The sequence below is a fragment of the Ruminococcus difficilis genome (genome assembly GCF_016680995.1).
In genome coordinates, this window is record NZ_JAEQMG010000051.1 from 1 (window position 1) to 15,381 (window position 15,381).

The following is a 15,381-nucleotide window of genomic DNA, read 5'->3' on the forward strand; positions in this document are numbered from 1 at the left end:
CTCGGGCTCATCAGTAAGGAGTCGCCGGACTGCTATTCTATGAACAAAGAGCTTTGCCCCGAGCTTCGTCCGACTCAAAAGAAAACGCTGACCGCAATCTATGAGGCTTTCGGATGTGATGAATTCTCCTCGGATATGTTTATCGCCACTCTGAATTATTCTGTCTCCTACACCTACGCCTCGCTGCACAAGTTGACGCTGCTGCGTTTATTGGATCAAAACATCGATGAAAACGGCAACCGTTACCGGCTTGTTGTCACTCCCGAGGAAAACCCCGAGTGCTTCGACCCCGCAGCATAAAAAGGAACTGAGGATGGAAAGCAGAAATGAACCAAATAATCATAAAAAACTCCATACAGTGTAAGCATTGCGGTGACATAATTGAAAGTACACATCTCCACAATTACAAGACATGCTCCTGTGGTAGCGTTTCCGTTGATGGCGGTCATTGTTATTTACGGCGTTGCTTTAAAAACAGCCCCGAAGATTTTACGGAGCTGTCTATTACAAGGATACTGAAAAAGCGTTGACAAAAAGCCTCTGATCCCAACAAGGTTCAGAGGCTTCCTTTACCATCCGGCTTATTTTTTGTAGTAAATTTTTTCCACCGATCAAGCACATCAACCAACGGTTTATCTAAATATGAAACTGCTGTCTTTTCAATCCATTCGGGGATACCGTATGCGGCTTCAGCAATACTTCCGGTTATAGCGCCGATTGTATCGCTGTCTCCACCGAGAGATATGGCGTTTCGTATCGCGTCCTCAAAGTCCGTGCTTTCCAGAAAAGCGATAATTGCCTGCGGCACGCTTCCCTGACAGGATACATCAAAACGATAATCGGGGCGAATCTCATCCAGCGTGCGTGAAAGATTATACCCATGCTCATTTTCGATGAATTCCTTGATACGCTTTTTGCATTCTGCAGGATCATCATTGATTGCCTCTTCATAATCACCGCAATACCCGCCAAAATAATAACGAGCCAAGAAAATAGCATCCGCCGTTGCCAGCGCGCCTTTTATCCCCTCCGGATGGTTATGGGTCACCTCAGCTGACAGCTTTGCCATTTCTCTGGCATTAGAAGGAAAAAATCCTGTTCTTGCCGTAAAGCCGCAATCCATAATCCAGCCGCAGGGAGAAACACGCATAGCGGAACCGTTCCCAAAACTGTTATACGGTTCGCGATTATCGCTAAACAGCCATGAATAGAATCTGCCGCCATACCCCGCGCGAGGGAACATGCGCCCGTATTTTTTCATGGCGTCGATAAAATCATCTCTCTCCCCTCCGTTCATAACCGCCTCAGCAACCGCAATCGTCATGACAGTATCATCCGAAAAACGGCAGCCCTTGCCAAACAACGGAAACGTTTTTGTTTTTATATTATTCCACTCATATCTTGATCCGACTATGTCACCGACAATTGCTCCAACCATAAACAACACTCCTTAAATATCGGTATGACGGCTTAGAATATACGGAGAAGATAATGCTCGCCCAACACCTCGGCTTTTGCCCGGAATGTTTCAGCACTCGCTACGCTGACAAGAATGATTTAGACGAAAACGGAAATCCGAAAGAAAAACCAATCAAGCCGCTGCCCTATACCGACATCGCCACCAATCACGGCTTTAGCGATGCGGATACAGCAAAGCGGGTTTGTGAGAGGGCTATAGCCAAACTAAAAAAGTCCATATAACAAAAAAGACCCGTTGTCAGATAACGGTAAAGTGTTATCCGGCAGCGGGGTTGTGATTTTATTTTTTATTATGTTGTCATTTTTTGATAGAGGCGCACAAGCCACGCGACGCAGGCGCTTCATCGGTTTCCCTAATCGGCATATTTTTATCTTCGCAATTCAAGCGTGATTTTTTTCTTTTTGGCGGCAGCGATGAGCATTTGCTTCATGATCGCAGCTTTTTCAGATAACGGCATTTCTATTGTTACACTGTCCGCTTCTGCGAGAATGGAGTATAAATCGTCAAGTTCCATTAAGTTTACCGCAAGGCAGAAGAACACATCCTTTCTGCCATCGTCATACTCACTGAGCAGGCGGTTCAATATCCATTTCTTATCTGTTTGCTCGGCAAGGTATTTATCTATACCGATTTGCTTTGCTTTTTCTAAATCTTTCTTTTGATTTTTGTGTGAGATCAGCGAATCATATTGATCAATACCGTCATACTTTTCGCAGGGATATTCCTCGCACTCAAAACAATATTGGACGTTGCCGTGCTTTACACTGCAAGGAGCTATCGGACATATCCGTGCACATGGACTGTCAGCAAAGCACCCCGGGCAATTGCCTTGAAGCTGATACGGACATAGTCCGCAATTAAGTCCGCAAAGTGAAAATTGATTGTCTGTTCTGATAAAATCTTTTATCATAGAGTCCTCTTATTTCTTCTGATCGCAGCGAGCATATCCATATCGCCGTGCTCGATCTCGTTCTTCAGCGCCGTGACAATCTTGTCCTTTCGCTGTAGAAAATCCGGACCCGTCAGGTTTTTACCTGAGACGGTATGGTGGGTGATGAAGGTGCAATCACAGGTCAAATTTTCAACAAACAGCAGTAGCTCTTCCAGCATTTCCTTTTCGGAAAGCGGCGTAAATTCTCCGCGCTGCGCTTCTTCCAAGAGCGGAGTTCCGGGGAACAGCACAAGTCCGCCTGTACCTACCAACATCGGCTTACACTGACTGAAAATCCTTGCTGAATTGATAGCATGGTCGCGGCTGTACTCTTTGCCGCCAACTCCGTTGAGAAACGACATCCAGAAGTCTATACCGGCTTCGTGCAGCTTGTTGCACTGCTCGATAATGTCCGAGGCGTGATAGCCCTTGTTGATGCGGTCGAGCGTCCAATCGTCGCCGCTTTCAACGCCGAGAGATATCTCCTTCACTCCGAGCTCACGCATTTTCTTCAATTCTTCAACGGTCTTGTTGCGAATATCAGTAACGCGGGTCGCGGCGTAGATATATTCCATCTGGGGAAGATACCTGTTTATCATCACAAGTATCGGCTCTAATTTGTCAAATGAAAGTGCAAGCGGATTTGCGCTCAATAACTGAATTGTCGTTGCGTCTGGCTTAATAGCCGCGATTTCCTGCAAATCTTCCTCGATATGTTCAATAGGGGACATCCTGAAAGGAACGTCGCGGTACATTGTGCAGAACTTGCATTTGTTGTGCGTGCAGCCCTGCGTGATCTCCAACAGCGGAAAAGTGGGCCAATATGGATTGCGGTAAACGGTTCCTGTAAAATGCATAACGCCCTCCTTACAGTTCAACTGCCATTTCTTCTATCGGCTTGTTGCGGTAATGCCATGCGTGCGCCTTGGATTTTTCGTTCGGATAACCGAGTCCGAGGAACATCACGGGGATCATATTATCGGGCAGATGAAAGGCTTCGACGACTGCTTTAGAGTCAAAGCCGCGAATCCAGATAGAGTGAACGCCGAGCTCCTCAGCCTCGTACATCATCGTTGTCGCGGCAATAGACGCGTCCTGTTCGCCTGAGTTATAATTCTGATAATAGCTATCTTGCGGATTTGTCCAGACGGTATTTATATCATAGCAAACCAATATCATCAGCGGCGCTTTATAGGTGAATGGCGTGACCGTTTTTGCGGTAGCAAGCGCCTGCTCACTTTTAAGCACATAGAACCGCTGCGGCTGGTAGTTGCAGGCTGTCGGCACGATTCTTCCGGCTTCCAAAATCTTATCGATCTTTTCCTGCTCAACCGGTCTGCTGTCAAAGTTGCGCTCGGAATATCTATCTCTTGCCAATTCAAAAAAGTTTATATCAAAACCTTCTTACTCTACAAAAATACTACCTAATTCCTTTACGATCTTCTTGCACGGGTCGATCGACTTTACAAGGCTTGCGACATTGCAAACGGTGTTGACCCCCGCGTCGGGGTCGCCCTTGAGCATACCGTAGAAGAAGCTGCCCGAAGGCGGGTTGAAGTCGCCGTTGTTGTTCGCTTCAATACCCTCTCTGCCGATTTTGTTCGGCACGGTTCTCCATTTTGAATATCCATAGCTTTGCGTGAATACAAGAAAATCATCGGGATGGGTATTCAAAATATCTTGCTTGGTTTTATCTGCGGCACGGCATTCCTCGGAAAGAATAAAACGTGTGCCGACAAATACGCCCTCTGCTCCGACAACTTGTGCGGCTTTTGCCATCTTCTCATTGACTATACCGCCCGCGGCAAGAACCGGAATGCTGACATACTCGCTGAGCAGAGCAGTCGCGGCAGTTGTACCTGTCGAGAGAGAAGGCATACAACCGCCCTCGTCGCAGCCTGTCGCTACGATAATATCCGCACCGGCTTTCTCGGCTTCGATCGCACCTCTGACAGAGGGATTCGCCTCGCGCATGATCACAGTGAAGCCATCTTCTTTCCACTGTCTGATCTCATCGGGAGATACATTTCCGGCAACGACAAGGATCATCACGCCTTCTTCCTTCGCCAGTTCGATCATCGCCTTGCTGAAACCGTAAGGATCGCCTGCTTCGGGGAATACGTTGATTCCGAACGGCTTGTCGGTCAGCGCCTTGGTGTTGCGGATCGCCTTGCGCATTTCCTCTACACTATCGGGGATTCCGCGGACAATTTCAACTGAGTCTGCGCTTGTTCCCAGAACGCCCAGACCGCCTGCGTTTGATACAGCGGCAACAAGCTCGGACGAGGTGATCCACGCCATAGGGCCCTGAATAACGGGATATTCGATATTTAAGATTTCACATACACGGTTCATACAATCAATCCTTTCAATTTGTTATCTTTATTTTACCCGAAAAGATTGACAATTTCCACTTACAGAAATATAATTGTGATAAGTTATATTACAGAATTAGGACTTTGTAAGAAAAGAGGATAAGATGGCTGAGATCACAAAGCTTTGGATAGCGGACAAAATGAAAGAATTAATGAAGCAAAAGCCAATCGACAAGATCCGCGTGACAGAGATCTGCAGGGCGGCGGAGATCGAGCGCCCGACATTCTACTATCATTTCAAGGACAAGTACGATTTGGTTGCGTGGATCTTCTTTCAATCGGCTAATAAGACCGATATTGTTTCTGTCGAGTCAGCCGCCGAAAGTATGAAGCAGATGAAGCGGGATTTTCTGTTCTACAAGCGCGCCTATGAGGACTCGTCTCAAAACGCTCTATGGGCATATATGCTCGAATACTTTGTGCAGCGTTATGAAAAAATCGCAAAAGAAAAGCTGCATACCGAAGTGCTCGATACACAGCTCAAATTCAGTATTCGCCACTACTGTTATGGGTCTGTGGGTATGACAAAGGAGTGGCTGTTATACGACAACACCACCTCCGCAGAGGTAGTCGTCGAAATGATGTTCAACTCAATGCCACAGGAGCTTTATTCTGCTTTGATGTATGGACAGAAATAAAATATTTTATTATAATGGTAGTGTAAAATGAACAGGGTGATCAGAAATGAAACGAATGACAGCAAAAGAGCTCCTCGCTGAATCGTTTAGAGAGCTGGCGAAGACAAAGAAGATCAACAAAATCACAGTGAAGGATATTACCGAAAACTGCGGTTATTCGGTAGCGACCTTTTATCGGCATTTTAACGATAAATACGATTTGATCGCATGGGCGTATTCGCGTGATGTGGAAGAGATCATGAAGAAGGTCGAGTATGATGAATCGTCATGGAAAAAGGCACTGACTAACGCCGCAGAGTATTATGAAAAGCACCGAGATTATCTGTCTAATCTTCTTCTGCATACCACCGGATATATGAGCTTTGTCCGCAATATGTCACAGATCAACTATATGAGCTTGAAGCTTAAAATCCAAAACGCCGCGAATGTCGATGAAATCAGCACAAAAACAGATATGTATATACGGATGTACTGTCATGGGACCGTGGCGCTGACCTGCGACTGGCTGCTCGGACAATTTGAGGCAGATTTTGAAACACTCGCTGAGATATACGAAAACACGCTGCCACAGCAGCTCCGGCCATATCTGTACTGAAAATGAGAGGATTTACGATAATTTTCTCAAAATGAGAAATTATCGCAAGTTTCTGAATTGTATTTATTTGGATTATAAGGTATTCTGTAAATAACAAGTTGTGCGCAACCATAAAGCGGACAATAAATATTGACGGAGGTAATTCAAATGACAAAAATCGAACTGTTAAAATCATTCGCAAAGGGCTGGTTCGGCAACTCTCAGCAGCATTCCATTCACGCTCAGCTCTTAAAGGCAAGAGGTCTTAACAAGCTTGCCGACAAAATTATGGCTGAGTCCGACGAAGAGTGGGAGGAAGCAAAAAAGGTTAACGCCAGACTCATCGATCTGGGCGAGACCCCTGTTGTAGAGATCGAAGCCTATCCCGTAATAACCGACATCAAAGAGATGCTAGAATATGACTGCAAGGATTCCGCAGAAGCGCTGCCGATGATGTCAAAATCCCTTGCTATGTTTGACGACGACTATGTTACCAAACGCATGATCGAGGAGTTCATCATCGACGAACAGGATCACTACAACTGGGTCAAGGGTCATCTCTGCCTGATCGAGCAGATTGGTATGGAGAACTATATTATCGAAATGTTAGGTGACTGATATGAAAATAGCGATTCTGAACGGAAGCCCGAGAAAACAGAATACATCCGCAATGGTCGATGCGTTTTGTGAGGGTGCAAAAGAAGCCGGACATAAGGTTGAAGTGCTCCATGTCGGCAAGATGAAGATAGGCGGCTGTATGGGCTGTGAGTATTGCCACACCAAGGGTGATGGCAAGTGTATCCAGAAGGATGATATGGATAAGGTCATGCCTGCCTATCTTGACGCGGATATGATCGTTTACGCTTCGCCGGTCTACTATTTTGATGTGACAGCACAGCTCAGCGCTGCGATGCAGCGTGTTTACGCGATCGGCAAGACTCCGAAGGCAAAGAAAGCCGCCCTGCTGATCAGCTCCGGCTCACCTGACACCGGCGAGGGCGCGATCGTGACCTATCAGAATATGATTGGTTATATGGGCATCGAGAACGCCGGTATCTTCACCGCCGCAGGAGACGAGAATAAATCCGAAGCAAAGATGAACGAGATCCGAGAGTTTGCAAAAGCACTGTAAAAATGATATAAGGCTGTCGTTCTCTTCGACAGCCTTATTATGCATAAAGAGGTGATATTTCATCAAAAATTACGACGCCATAAAGCTCGAAAATCAACTTTGTTTCCCGCTGTACGCCTGCTCTAAGGAGGTTATCCGTCTTTACCGCAAGCCGCTCGAAAAGCTAAACCTCACCTACACGCAGTATGTGGTGATGATGGTGCTGTGGGAACAGGGCGATATCACCGAGGGCGAGCTGGGTAAGATCGTTCATCTGGATTCGGGCACGCTCGCGCCTTTGCTCAAACGGCTTGAAAAACAAGGCCTGCTTACACGCAGCCGGCTGGAGAGCAACGAGCGCAAGCTGCTGGTAACGCTAACAAATGCGGGAGAAGCGCTCAAGGAAAACGCGATAGCTGTACCCGAAGAAATGCAGGGGTGTATTCCCTTATCCAAAGCAGAGCTGAAACAGTTAAAGCTGTTGTTAGATTCAGCATTATTAAAAATGAACGGAATTGAACAGGAGGAAGAAAAATGTATGATGTAATTTATCTCGGCAGCGGTCACGCATGCTGGCACGGCGCGGTCACCCTTTCGGCGGCAGGCAAGAAGGTAGCGATCCTTGACCATGACGTCGCGGGCGGTACCTGTACCAACTACGGTTGTGACGCGAAAATTCTTTTAGACGGACCGTTTGAGTTCGTTGAGGGCTTGGAGCGTTATAAGGGCTTATGCGTGGATAACGCAGGAGACATCGACTGGAAAAAGCTGATGGAATATAAAAAGGCGCATTTCGCGCCGTTCCCCGTTATGCTCGGCGGTATGTTTGAGCAAGCAGGCATCACCTTTATCCGCGAGCGCGGCAAGCTGATCGACGCGCATACCGTACAGGCAGGCAATCAAACCTTAAAGGCTGAGTATATCGTACTCGGCGTAGGACAGCGCAACGCGCAGCTGGATATCCCCGGCAAGGAATTTCTGCACGGCAGCCGTGAATTTTTGGATATTGAAGAGATGCCCGAGCACCTGATCTGTATCGGTGCGGGAATCATCTCGATGGAGTTTGCCTCGATGGCGCTCACACTCGGAAAAAAGGTCACTTTTATCGAATATGCGCCTCGCGCGCTTGCCGCTTATCCCGAAAAGTATGTCAATAACCTTGTTGAAAAAATGACTGCTCATGGTGCTGACTTCCACTTCTATGAAGCCGTCTGCGGCGTGGAAAAGACCAATGCCGGCTTTAAGGTCATGACGAAGAACGGACTCTCTGTCGAGGGCGACTATGTGCTCGACGCAACAGGCAGAGTCACTAACATCGAGGACTTAGGATTAGAGGAGCTTGGGATCGAAGCGAGCCGCAGAGGTATCGTTGTTGACGACCATCTGCGTACAAGCGTGAAGAACATCTATGTCAGCGGCGACGCAATCGACAAAACCATTCCGAAGCTGACGCCGACCGCTGAATTTGAATCGAACTATATCGCTTCGCAAATTCTCGGTCTCAGCGACGCGCCAATTTGTTATCCGGCTGTGCCAAATCTGGTCTTTACACTTCCGCGTATCGCACAGATCGGCGTGACGGTTGATGAAGCAAAAGCCGCTCCCGATCAGTACAGAGTTGTCGAGATCCCCTACGGCAAGATGAACGAATGGGTCAATAACCGAGAATTGGATATCGAGATGACCTATATCATTAACAAGGAAGGCTATCTTGCCGGTGCGGCGCTCTATGGCAGCGAGGCAGGCACATGGATCGATTTCCTGACGCTCATCATCAACAAGAAAATGACAGGGACAGAGCTGCGCAATATGATCTTTGCTTTCCCGACACAAACCTATATGCTCATCAGTACTTTGATTCCGCTGCTGCAACCAATTCAATAAAAACATATATACCACTCCATAATAAAATGAGCAGGACAGTTTCTTTGCTGTCCTGCTCATTTTATCGGTCGTTATTATTTTTCAAACTGTTCCTTATAATCGATCCCAAACGTTTCCATCGACTTGATGATCGGGCGCATACTCTCGCCGAGATCGCTCAGGGCATACTCAACTCTCGGTGGCACCTCGGGATAAACGGTGCGGGTGATGATACCGTCCTCCTCCATCGAACGCAGGCTGTCGGTCAGCACCTTCTGGCTGATTCCGTCAAGGCTTTTGCGCAGCTCATTGAACCGCCACGGTCTGACGAGAAGATTCCGCAGGATCAGCAGCTTCCATTTGCTTCCGATCAGGCTGACGGTTGTTGCTACGGGACAATCGGGTAACTCGGCTTTGGTTTTCATAACGCACCTCCGTTGGTATATAAAATAGTGTAATATTTATATCTGAATACAGTATAACAGACCTAAGCCGAATTGTCGAGTAGTTACAAAAAGGTGACTATGTAATAGAAAAGTGCGTACTTGTGATGTTGTTCTCCGTACTGTAAAATAAACTTGTAAGCAATAAAACGCTGCAAATAAACGAAAGGAGAACGATTATGGCATTATCCAACATTGCTTCTTGGACAAAGGGCGGTAAATCTTCTGCTTGCGGAACTGCTGAAAAGGCTTCGGCTTGCGGTACTGCAGAGAAGGCTTCCGCCTGCGGCACAGCCGAAAAGGTAAGTGCTTGCGGTTCAGCCTGCGGCGCAGGTGACAAATAATTTTGTCCGTAATGCCCTCTGATTACTCGGAGGGCAATTATATAATCATCAACTTAGGTTGTTAATATATGAGGTAATTATTATGAGTAAACCGTATTTTTCTTTTCAATGGCATATCACAGACGAGTGCGACCAGCGCTGCAAGCACTGTTATATCTTCTCAGACGGTAAGCACAGTTGCCTGAAATCAATGACTTGGGAACAGATACAGGACACCTTCTACAACTGCCTTGACTTCTGCGAGGTGTTCGGGCGCATGCCGTACTTTTATCTGACGGGCGGCGATCCGATTTTACATCCTGACTTCTGGCGGCTGCTGGAGCTGTTTCACGATCACGACATTAAATTCACGATCCTCGGCAATCCGTTCCACCTCAACGACCAAGTGTGCAGAGAGTTAAAATGGTTCGGCTGCGAGAAATATCAGCTCTCGCTTGACGGTTTGCGTGAAACACACGACTGGTTCAGAAAGCCCGGCTCATATGACTGTACTCTCGAAAAGGTCAAGTGCATTAACAAGGCCGGCATCCGTTCCGTGATTATGACGACGGTTTCCAAGACAAATATGAGCGAGGTCACGGGCATTATCGACGCGGTTGCAGAAGCCGGAGCGAATGTATTTGCCTTCGCCCGTTATGTGCCGAGCGGAGGCGACCTTGACGCGAGTATGACGGCGCAGGAGTACCGCTGCTTGCTTGCCGCCTGCGACAAGAAGTTCAAGGAGTATGAAGCCGAGGGCTGTCAAACCTATTTCAATAAAAAAGACCACCTCTGGACGCTTTATGAATATGAAACAGGCGAGTTTACGTTTCCCGAAAATGCCGAGAAAGGTATGATTTACGGCGGCTGTAACTGCGGAGCGTGTCATATTACGATACTTCCGACAGGCGATATTTTCGCCTGCCGCAGAGTAGCGGACAGCAAGGTCGGCAACGTGTTTGAGGACAGGCTTGCGGATGTTTGGCTGACTTCGATGGAGTATTACAGAGATTTCGATAAATTCAACAAGTGTTCAAGGTGCAAGCTGCTTGCGTGGTGCAGAGGTTGTCCTGCAGTAGCAAAAGGTACAAACGGCGACTTCTACGCCGATGATCCGCAGTGCTGGGCAAGTGTAGAGAATGGACTGATTGAGGGGTGAGATGATGAAAGCAGTTGTATTGACAAAGCCGACAAAGGCAGAGGCTATCGTTCTGTCAGAGGTAGAAGTGCCCACGGTAAAGCCCGGTTGGGTGCTTGTAAAAATCAAAGCGTTCGGACTGAATCACTCGGAACAGGTTTTAAGAGAATTTGAAATAGAAAATGACTATATCAACAAACCGATCATCCCGGGTATTGAATGTGTCGGAGAAATCGCCGACCCGTCCGACAGCGGATTGAAAATCGGTCAGAAGGTCGTCGCTCTGATGGGCGGTATGGGACGTTCTTTTGGCGGCAGTTACGCTGAATACGCTTTGCTTCCTGTCCATCACGTTTTCCCTGTTGAGAGTAATCTGTCTTGGACGGAAATGGGAGCGATCCCCGAAACCTACTTTACAGCTTGGGGATCGCTGTTTCAATGCCTGCGGCTTACGCCTGATGATAAACTTCTGATCAGAGGCGCGACTTGTGCTCTCGGCTATGTTGCCATTCAGCTTGCAAAGGCGCTCGGCTGTAAAGTCGTAGGAACAACACATAAAGATGATAAACTCTCACTTTTGGAACAAGCAGGCTGTGACGAGCGTATTCTTGATGACGGCACTATAAAGGGCAAGGTCAGCGGTGTTACTAAGGCGCTTGAATTAGTCGGTATCAAAACTCTCAGAGATACGATGTTCGCTCTTGACGAAGGAGCGGTTGTCTGCAACACAGGCGTGCTTGGCAAGGTGTATGAGTGGAACGGCTTCGACCCGATCAAGGATATTCCCAACGGTGTGTACCTGACAGGCTTTTTCAGCAACTATCCGAAGCAGAAAATGATACAGGATATTTTCAGCTTTATGGACGAGCATCATCTGAAGCCGCTTATCGGAGCGACATATGATTTTGAACACATCAAAGACGCTTGTATCGCTCTTGACAGCGGAAAGGTGAATGGTAAAATAGTAGTAGAAGTTTGAGAAGGTGATGTTATGACGCAGACAGAAAGACGATTGTTTTTAATCAATACTCTTTTATCCGAACGCGGAGAAAGAATTGAAATACCTACAGACGAGTATAATCAAAAGCGACTGCTTCGCTCACTGTTCAATATCCGTATGCCGAAGGCAGTTACAGATGACTTTTTGCAAATCCAAGACGCGTATTTGCAGGAAGAGAACAGGCGAAAGGGTATTACTGACATTGCGGATTTAGAAACAATTCAGAAAGGCATCTATCTTTGGCAGGGCGATATCACCACGCTGAAATGTGACGCTATCGTCAACGCCGCCAACAGTCAGATGCTCGGCTGTTTCAATCCCTGTCACGGTTGTATCGACAACGTGATCCACACATACGCAGGCGTACAACTGCGCTGCAAATGCTATGAAATAATGACGGAACAGGGGTTTGACGAGCCAACAGGTCAGGCAAAGATCACGCCTGCCTATAATCTGCCTTGCAAATATATTATTCACACCGTCGGACCGATCGTCGGTGGAAGGCTGACCGGCGAGGACTGCGAACTGCTAAAAAGCTGTTATCTCTCCTGCCTGAAACTCGCTGAGGAAAACGGCTGCAGGAGTATCGCTTTCTGTTGTATCTCAACGGGAGTTTTCGGATTTCCGCAAAAAGAAGCGGCACAAATCGCAGTTAAAGCAGTCAAAGAATATCAGAAGGAACACGAAATCGAGGTGATATTCAATGTTTTCAAAGATTCAGATAAACAAATCTACCGAGAATTACTCTCAGCAGATTGAGCAAATCAAAGATAAACTAAACAACGCCGACGCTGTTGTCATCGGCGCGGGAGCAGGACTGTCAACCTCGGCAGGCTTTACCTATTCGGGCGAGCGGTTTTACAAGCACTTTTCCGACTTTGCCGAGAGATACGGAATCGCCGATATGTATTCCGGCGGCTTTATGGTGATGCGCTATCCTCTGGAGGTGTTCTGGGCATATTGGAGCCGTTTTATTTCAATCAACCGCTACGAAAAAGCGCCTAAGCCTGTGTATGATGATCTTTTGAAGATTGTTAAGAATAAAAACTACTTTGTCCTGACGACGAATGTCGATCACCAATTCCAGCTTGCAGGCTTCGATAAGGAGCGGCTGTTCTACACGCAGGGCGATTACGGTTTGTTCCAATGCTCCGTTCCCTGTCACGACAAGACCTACGATAACTATGATGCGGTAATATCAATGATCGAACAGCAGGAGAATATGAAAGTCCCGTCTGAGCTGAGCCCACACTGTCCTGTATGCGGAAAGCCGATGACAATGAACCTGCGCTCCGACGATAGATTTGTCGAGGACGAGGGCTGGCACAGGGCGGCTGAACGGTACAACACCTTTATCGAGAAGAACAGAAATAAGAACGTCGTTTATCTTGAATTGGGCGTAGGCGGAAATACGCCCGGCATTATTAAATACCCGTTTTGGCAGCTGACGGCACAGAATGAAAATGCCGTTTATGCTTGTATCAATCTCGGTGAGAGCTTCTGCCCCGATGAGATCGCAGGCCAATCCGTTTGTATCAACGCCGACATCGGCAAGGTTATTGAAGATTTGACCTAATAGTTGTATTCCGAAAAGGGAGGTGAGGTTATGCACGACATCTGGAATCCGTGGCACGGCTGTAAAAAGTGCAGCGAGGGCTGCGCGAACTGTTATATGTACTTTCTTGACGCGCAGCGCGGCAAGAACGGTGCGGATATCTATCGCACAAAAGCGGGCTTCAACTATCCGCTGTCGAAGGACAGAAGCGGACAATACAAAGTCAAAAGCGGCGAACAGCTCCGCGTGTGTATGACCTCCGACTTTTTCCTTGAGGAAGCGGACGAATGGCGTGATGAAGCGTGGAACATCATCCGTCAACGTCCCGATGTAGTATTCTTTCTGCTGACCAAACGCCCCGAGAGGGTACAGGATTGTCTGCCCTTTGATTGGGGCGACGGTTGGGAGAATGTCTTTTTCAACGTCAGCTGTGAGAATCAAAAGCGTGCCGACGAGCGTATCCCGATTTTGCTTTCACTGCCGTTCAAGCACAAGGGTATTATGTGCGCACCGTTTATAGGTGAGATTAGCATTAAAGATTACCTCAAAAGCGGACAGCTTGAACAGGTGATCTGCGACGGCGAAAATTACGCAGGAGCCCGTCCGTGTCATTATGAGTGGGTAAAGCGGCTCCGTGACGAGTGTGAGGAATATAACGTCACCTTTGCCTTTATCGGCACAGGCAGACGTTTCGTCAAGGACGGCAAGACCTATCAAATCGAGGGCAGTGAGTTACAGGCGAATCAGGCGTATAAATCGGGACTGAGCTTCAAGGGCAATCCGATAGATTTCAAGCTCAGTAACTTGCTCGGTATGCCGATTTCCGAAGAAAGACGTTACAAGCCGTATTTCGGCGATAAATGCCAAACCTGCGGAATGAAGATCATCTGCAACGGCTGTACACGTTGCGGGAAATGCGATTGATTTATAACACCGCATTGAGTAAAATAAACCTCTTGACTTACCCACTGCTCTATGCTATACTACACCCAACAAATCGCATAGGAATGGGAAAAATAAGGTTTCACCGACGTGGTGTAACCATCAGGTCCATGTGAAAGCAATTTCATGCAGGTTCAAGTCCTGTTACCTGCACCAAACAAAAAGACCCCAAAAAGGGGTCTTTTTTGTTTGGTAAAAGCAGGTAACCGGACTTGAAGGCGAGCGTGCCGAAGGCAAAAACGTCACTGTGTGACGTTTTTAGTGAGAGAGCTACGCTGACTTATAGCCTCGCTCACGCCGCATAAAACGAGCTGGAGGGCTTAGAAAGCTGAAACATATGTTATCCGCACCAGAAAAAGCCCGATTTTATCGGGCTTTTTGCTGTTTTAGAGCTTATCGTTTATGACATGAGCCGCTCATAGCGCAGTTCTTGCAGTTGCCGCAGTTGCAGACGACTGATTTGCCCTGCTTCTTTTTTCTGACCATACTAATGATGATCGCGGCAACAATGCCGATCAGCACGGCGCAGATTATGATTGTCCAGATATTGCTTATGATCCATTGAATCATACGCTCGACTCCTTACTTTATTTTGACCTTCTTTGTCAGTTTATTCGCTTCCTTGTACGGTTTGAAGAGCATAAACAGCATAAACGCGATCAGGAGAATTGAGATGATCAAGCCGATAACGTTTAAGTTGCCCGTGAACGCGCCGCCGATCTGGTTTATGCAGAGGGCGATGACATAAGCGAAACCGCACTGGTAAAGGATAGCGAAAGCCGTCCATTTCGCAGAGTTCATTTCTCTCTTGATTGCGCCCATCGCCGCAAAGCAAGGAGCGCAGAGCAGGTTGAACACAAGGAAGGAGAAGCCTGTCACAGTGGTGAATACCTGTGCAAGCGTTGCCCAAGTGCTGAGTTCTCCGCCGCCGTAGAGCACGCCCATTGTGCCGACGATGTTCTCCTTTGCGATAAGACCTGTGATCGAAGCGACAGCCGCCTGCCAGTT

At 47.5% G+C, this 15,381-nt stretch carries 23 protein-coding genes; 15 read left to right on the top strand and 8 right to left on the bottom strand.

Annotation, left to right across the window (positions count from 1 at the left end; genetic code table 11):
• Both JKK62_RS06750 and JKK62_RS18065 read left to right on the top strand, forming a co-directional pair.
• Nucleotides 1–300, top strand: a 300-nt coding sequence (locus JKK62_RS06750) for a hypothetical protein (RefSeq protein WP_207752151.1), incomplete at its 5' end; no start/stop codon positions are given.
• 26 nt (nucleotides 301–326) lie between these two features.
• The gene (locus JKK62_RS18065) at nucleotides 327–530 is read left to right on the top strand and encodes a DUF7695 domain-containing protein (RefSeq protein WP_436286300.1); all 204 of its coding nucleotides are present in this window, start codon (nucleotides 327–329) and stop codon (nucleotides 528–530) included.
• A gap of 26 nt (nucleotides 531–556) precedes the next feature.
• Here the strand turns inward: JKK62_RS18065 and JKK62_RS06755 are convergent, their stop codons facing one another.
• The gene (locus JKK62_RS06755; RefSeq protein ID WP_201427257.1) at nucleotides 557–1,438 is read right to left on the bottom strand and encodes an ADP-ribosylglycohydrolase family protein; all 882 of its coding nucleotides are present in this window, start codon (nucleotides 1,436–1,438) and stop codon (nucleotides 557–559) included.
• A 53-nt stretch (nucleotides 1,439–1,491) separates the two neighbouring features.
• Between JKK62_RS06755 and JKK62_RS06760 the strand changes: the two genes are divergently transcribed.
• Nucleotides 1,492–1,701 carry a hypothetical protein gene (locus JKK62_RS06760; protein ID WP_201427258.1) on the top strand — a complete coding sequence of 70 codons (210 nt, stop codon included), beginning with the start codon at nucleotides 1,492–1,494 and terminating at the stop codon, nucleotides 1,699–1,701.
• 146 nt (nucleotides 1,702–1,847) lie between these two features.
• Here JKK62_RS06760 and JKK62_RS06765 read toward each other — a convergent pair whose 3' ends face one another.
• Genes JKK62_RS06765 through JKK62_RS06780 form a run of 4 tightly spaced genes read right to left on the bottom strand, consistent with a single transcriptional unit; the run spans nucleotide 1,848 to nucleotide 4,766 of the window.
• Nucleotides 1,848–2,390, bottom strand: a complete 543-nt coding sequence (locus JKK62_RS06765; protein ID WP_207752152.1) for a DUF3795 domain-containing protein — start codon at nucleotides 2,388–2,390, stop codon at nucleotides 1,848–1,850.
• The gene (locus JKK62_RS06770) at nucleotides 2,387–3,268 is read right to left on the bottom strand and encodes a radical SAM protein (protein ID WP_201427259.1); all 882 of its coding nucleotides are present in this window, start codon (nucleotides 3,266–3,268) and stop codon (nucleotides 2,387–2,389) included. Before JKK62_RS06770 ends, JKK62_RS06765 begins: the two co-directional genes overlap by 4 nt.
• 10 nt (nucleotides 3,269–3,278) lie before the next feature.
• Complete coding sequence (locus tag JKK62_RS06775; protein WP_201427260.1) at nucleotides 3,279–3,788, bottom strand: nitroreductase family protein; 510 nt, start codon at nucleotides 3,786–3,788, stop codon at nucleotides 3,279–3,281.
• 27 nt (nucleotides 3,789–3,815) lie between these two features.
• Nucleotides 3,816–4,766 carry an NAD(P)H-dependent flavin oxidoreductase gene (locus tag JKK62_RS06780; protein WP_201427261.1) on the bottom strand — a complete coding sequence of 317 codons (951 nt, stop codon included), beginning with the start codon at nucleotides 4,764–4,766 and terminating at the stop codon, nucleotides 3,816–3,818.
• Nucleotides 4,767–4,890: 124 nt separating this feature from the next.
• Here JKK62_RS06780 and JKK62_RS06785 point away from each other — a divergent pair, with 124 nt between their 5' ends.
• From JKK62_RS06785 to JKK62_RS06810, 6 genes are all read left to right on the top strand, one after another.
• Nucleotides 4,891–5,424 (top strand): TetR/AcrR family transcriptional regulator C-terminal domain-containing protein, encoded by a 534-nt coding sequence (locus JKK62_RS06785; protein ID WP_201427262.1) that lies wholly within the window; start codon nucleotides 4,891–4,893, stop codon nucleotides 5,422–5,424.
• Nucleotides 5,425–5,470: 46 nt separating this feature from the next.
• Complete coding sequence (locus JKK62_RS06790) at nucleotides 5,471–6,019, top strand: TetR family transcriptional regulator (protein WP_201427263.1); 549 nt, start codon at nucleotides 5,471–5,473, stop codon at nucleotides 6,017–6,019.
• Nucleotides 6,020–6,166: 147 nt separating this feature from the next.
• A complete protein-coding gene (locus tag JKK62_RS06795) occupies nucleotides 6,167–6,616 on the top strand; it encodes a ferritin-like domain-containing protein (protein WP_201427264.1) in 450 nt (149 codons plus the stop codon).
• Between the two features lies 1 nt (nucleotide 6,617).
• Complete coding sequence (locus JKK62_RS06800; protein WP_201427265.1) at nucleotides 6,618–7,130, top strand: flavodoxin family protein; 513 nt, start codon at nucleotides 6,618–6,620, stop codon at nucleotides 7,128–7,130.
• A gap of 133 nt (nucleotides 7,131–7,263) precedes the next feature.
• Nucleotides 7,264–7,656 carry a MarR family winged helix-turn-helix transcriptional regulator gene (locus JKK62_RS06805; protein WP_366503136.1) on the top strand — a complete coding sequence of 131 codons (393 nt, stop codon included), beginning with the start codon at nucleotides 7,264–7,266 and terminating at the stop codon, nucleotides 7,654–7,656.
• On the top strand, nucleotides 7,644–8,993 hold the full coding sequence (locus JKK62_RS06810) for a dihydrolipoyl dehydrogenase family protein (RefSeq protein ID WP_201427266.1): 1,350 nt from the start codon (nucleotides 7,644–7,646) through the stop codon (nucleotides 8,991–8,993). The genes JKK62_RS06805 and JKK62_RS06810 overlap by 13 nt, the downstream gene beginning before the upstream one ends.
• A gap of 74 nt (nucleotides 8,994–9,067) precedes the next feature.
• Here JKK62_RS06810 and JKK62_RS06815 read toward each other — a convergent pair whose 3' ends face one another.
• Nucleotides 9,068–9,397 carry a winged helix-turn-helix transcriptional regulator gene (locus JKK62_RS06815; protein WP_092976527.1) on the bottom strand — a complete coding sequence of 110 codons (330 nt, stop codon included), beginning with the start codon at nucleotides 9,395–9,397 and terminating at the stop codon, nucleotides 9,068–9,070.
• A 197-nt stretch (nucleotides 9,398–9,594) separates the two neighbouring features.
• Between JKK62_RS06815 and acgA the strand changes: the two genes are divergently transcribed.
• From acgA to JKK62_RS06845, 6 genes are all read left to right on the top strand, one after another.
• On the top strand, nucleotides 9,595–9,759 hold the full coding sequence (acgA, locus tag JKK62_RS06820; protein WP_092976524.1) for an ACGX-repeat peptide: 165 nt from the start codon (nucleotides 9,595–9,597) through the stop codon (nucleotides 9,757–9,759).
• Between the two features lie 82 nt (nucleotides 9,760–9,841).
• A complete protein-coding gene (gene acgM, locus JKK62_RS06825; protein WP_201427267.1) occupies nucleotides 9,842–10,897 on the top strand; it encodes a radical SAM/SPASM domain protein, ACGX system in 1,056 nt (351 codons plus the stop codon).
• Between the two features lies 1 nt (nucleotide 10,898).
• Nucleotides 10,899–11,855 (top strand): alcohol dehydrogenase catalytic domain-containing protein, encoded by a 957-nt coding sequence (locus JKK62_RS06830; protein WP_243411779.1) that lies wholly within the window; start codon nucleotides 10,899–10,901, stop codon nucleotides 11,853–11,855.
• Nucleotides 11,856–11,867: 12 nt separating this feature from the next.
• Entirely contained in the window at nucleotides 11,868–12,635 is a 768-nt protein-coding gene (locus tag JKK62_RS06835; RefSeq protein WP_201427268.1) for a protein-ADP-ribose hydrolase, read from the top strand.
• Complete coding sequence (locus tag JKK62_RS06840; protein WP_201427269.1) at nucleotides 12,580–13,452, top strand: SIR2 family NAD-dependent protein deacylase; 873 nt, start codon at nucleotides 12,580–12,582, stop codon at nucleotides 13,450–13,452. Before JKK62_RS06835 ends, JKK62_RS06840 begins: the two co-directional genes overlap by 56 nt.
• A 30-nt stretch (nucleotides 13,453–13,482) precedes the next feature.
• The gene (locus JKK62_RS06845) at nucleotides 13,483–14,355 is read left to right on the top strand and encodes a DUF5131 family protein (RefSeq protein WP_201427270.1); all 873 of its coding nucleotides are present in this window, start codon (nucleotides 13,483–13,485) and stop codon (nucleotides 14,353–14,355) included.
• Nucleotides 14,356–14,766: 411 nt separating this feature from the next.
• Here JKK62_RS06845 and JKK62_RS06850 read toward each other — a convergent pair whose 3' ends face one another.
• Both JKK62_RS06850 and JKK62_RS06855 read right to left on the bottom strand, forming a co-directional pair.
• Nucleotides 14,767–14,943, bottom strand: a complete 177-nt coding sequence (locus JKK62_RS06850) for a FeoB-associated Cys-rich membrane protein (RefSeq protein WP_201427271.1) — start codon at nucleotides 14,941–14,943, stop codon at nucleotides 14,767–14,769.
• 12 nt (nucleotides 14,944–14,955) lie between these two features.
• Nucleotides 14,956–15,381 (bottom strand): nucleoside recognition domain-containing protein (locus tag JKK62_RS06855; RefSeq protein WP_279380607.1); only part of this gene is annotated, 426 nt, incomplete at its 5' end.

Coding starts and splice junctions, on each gene's coding strand:
- JKK62_RS18065 (WP_436286300.1), top strand. CDS start 327: ATGAACCAAATAATCATAAAAAACTCCATACAGTGTAAGCATTGCGGT.
- JKK62_RS06755 (WP_201427257.1), bottom strand. CDS start 1,438: ATGGTTGGAGCAATTGTCGGTGACATAGTCGGATCAAGATATGAGTGG.
- JKK62_RS06760 (WP_201427258.1), top strand. CDS start 1,492: ATGCTCGCCCAACACCTCGGCTTTTGCCCGGAATGTTTCAGCACTCGC.
- JKK62_RS06765 (WP_207752152.1), bottom strand. CDS start 2,390: ATGATAAAAGATTTTATCAGAACAGACAATCAATTTTCACTTTGCGGA.
- JKK62_RS06770 (WP_201427259.1), bottom strand. CDS start 3,268: ATGCATTTTACAGGAACCGTTTACCGCAATCCATATTGGCCCACTTTT.
- JKK62_RS06780 (WP_201427261.1), bottom strand. CDS start 4,766: ATGAACCGTGTATGTGAAATCTTAAATATCGAATATCCCGTTATTCAG.
- JKK62_RS06785 (WP_201427262.1), top strand. CDS start 4,891: ATGGCTGAGATCACAAAGCTTTGGATAGCGGACAAAATGAAAGAATTA.
- JKK62_RS06790 (WP_201427263.1), top strand. CDS start 5,471: ATGAAACGAATGACAGCAAAAGAGCTCCTCGCTGAATCGTTTAGAGAG.
- JKK62_RS06795 (WP_201427264.1), top strand. CDS start 6,167: ATGACAAAAATCGAACTGTTAAAATCATTCGCAAAGGGCTGGTTCGGC.
- JKK62_RS06800 (WP_201427265.1), top strand. CDS start 6,618: ATGAAAATAGCGATTCTGAACGGAAGCCCGAGAAAACAGAATACATCC.
- JKK62_RS06810 (WP_201427266.1), top strand. CDS start 7,644: ATGTATGATGTAATTTATCTCGGCAGCGGTCACGCATGCTGGCACGGC.
- JKK62_RS06815 (WP_092976527.1), bottom strand. CDS start 9,397: ATGAAAACCAAAGCCGAGTTACCCGATTGTCCCGTAGCAACAACCGTC.
- acgA (WP_092976524.1), top strand. CDS start 9,595: ATGGCATTATCCAACATTGCTTCTTGGACAAAGGGCGGTAAATCTTCT.
- acgM (WP_201427267.1), top strand. CDS start 9,842: ATGAGTAAACCGTATTTTTCTTTTCAATGGCATATCACAGACGAGTGC.
- JKK62_RS06830 (WP_243411779.1), top strand. CDS start 10,899: ATGATGAAAGCAGTTGTATTGACAAAGCCGACAAAGGCAGAGGCTATC.
- JKK62_RS06835 (WP_201427268.1), top strand. CDS start 11,868: ATGACGCAGACAGAAAGACGATTGTTTTTAATCAATACTCTTTTATCC.
- JKK62_RS06840 (WP_201427269.1), top strand. CDS start 12,580: ATGTTTTCAAAGATTCAGATAAACAAATCTACCGAGAATTACTCTCAG.
- JKK62_RS06845 (WP_201427270.1), top strand. CDS start 13,483: ATGCACGACATCTGGAATCCGTGGCACGGCTGTAAAAAGTGCAGCGAG.
- JKK62_RS06850 (WP_201427271.1), bottom strand. CDS start 14,943: ATGATTCAATGGATCATAAGCAATATCTGGACAATCATAATCTGCGCC.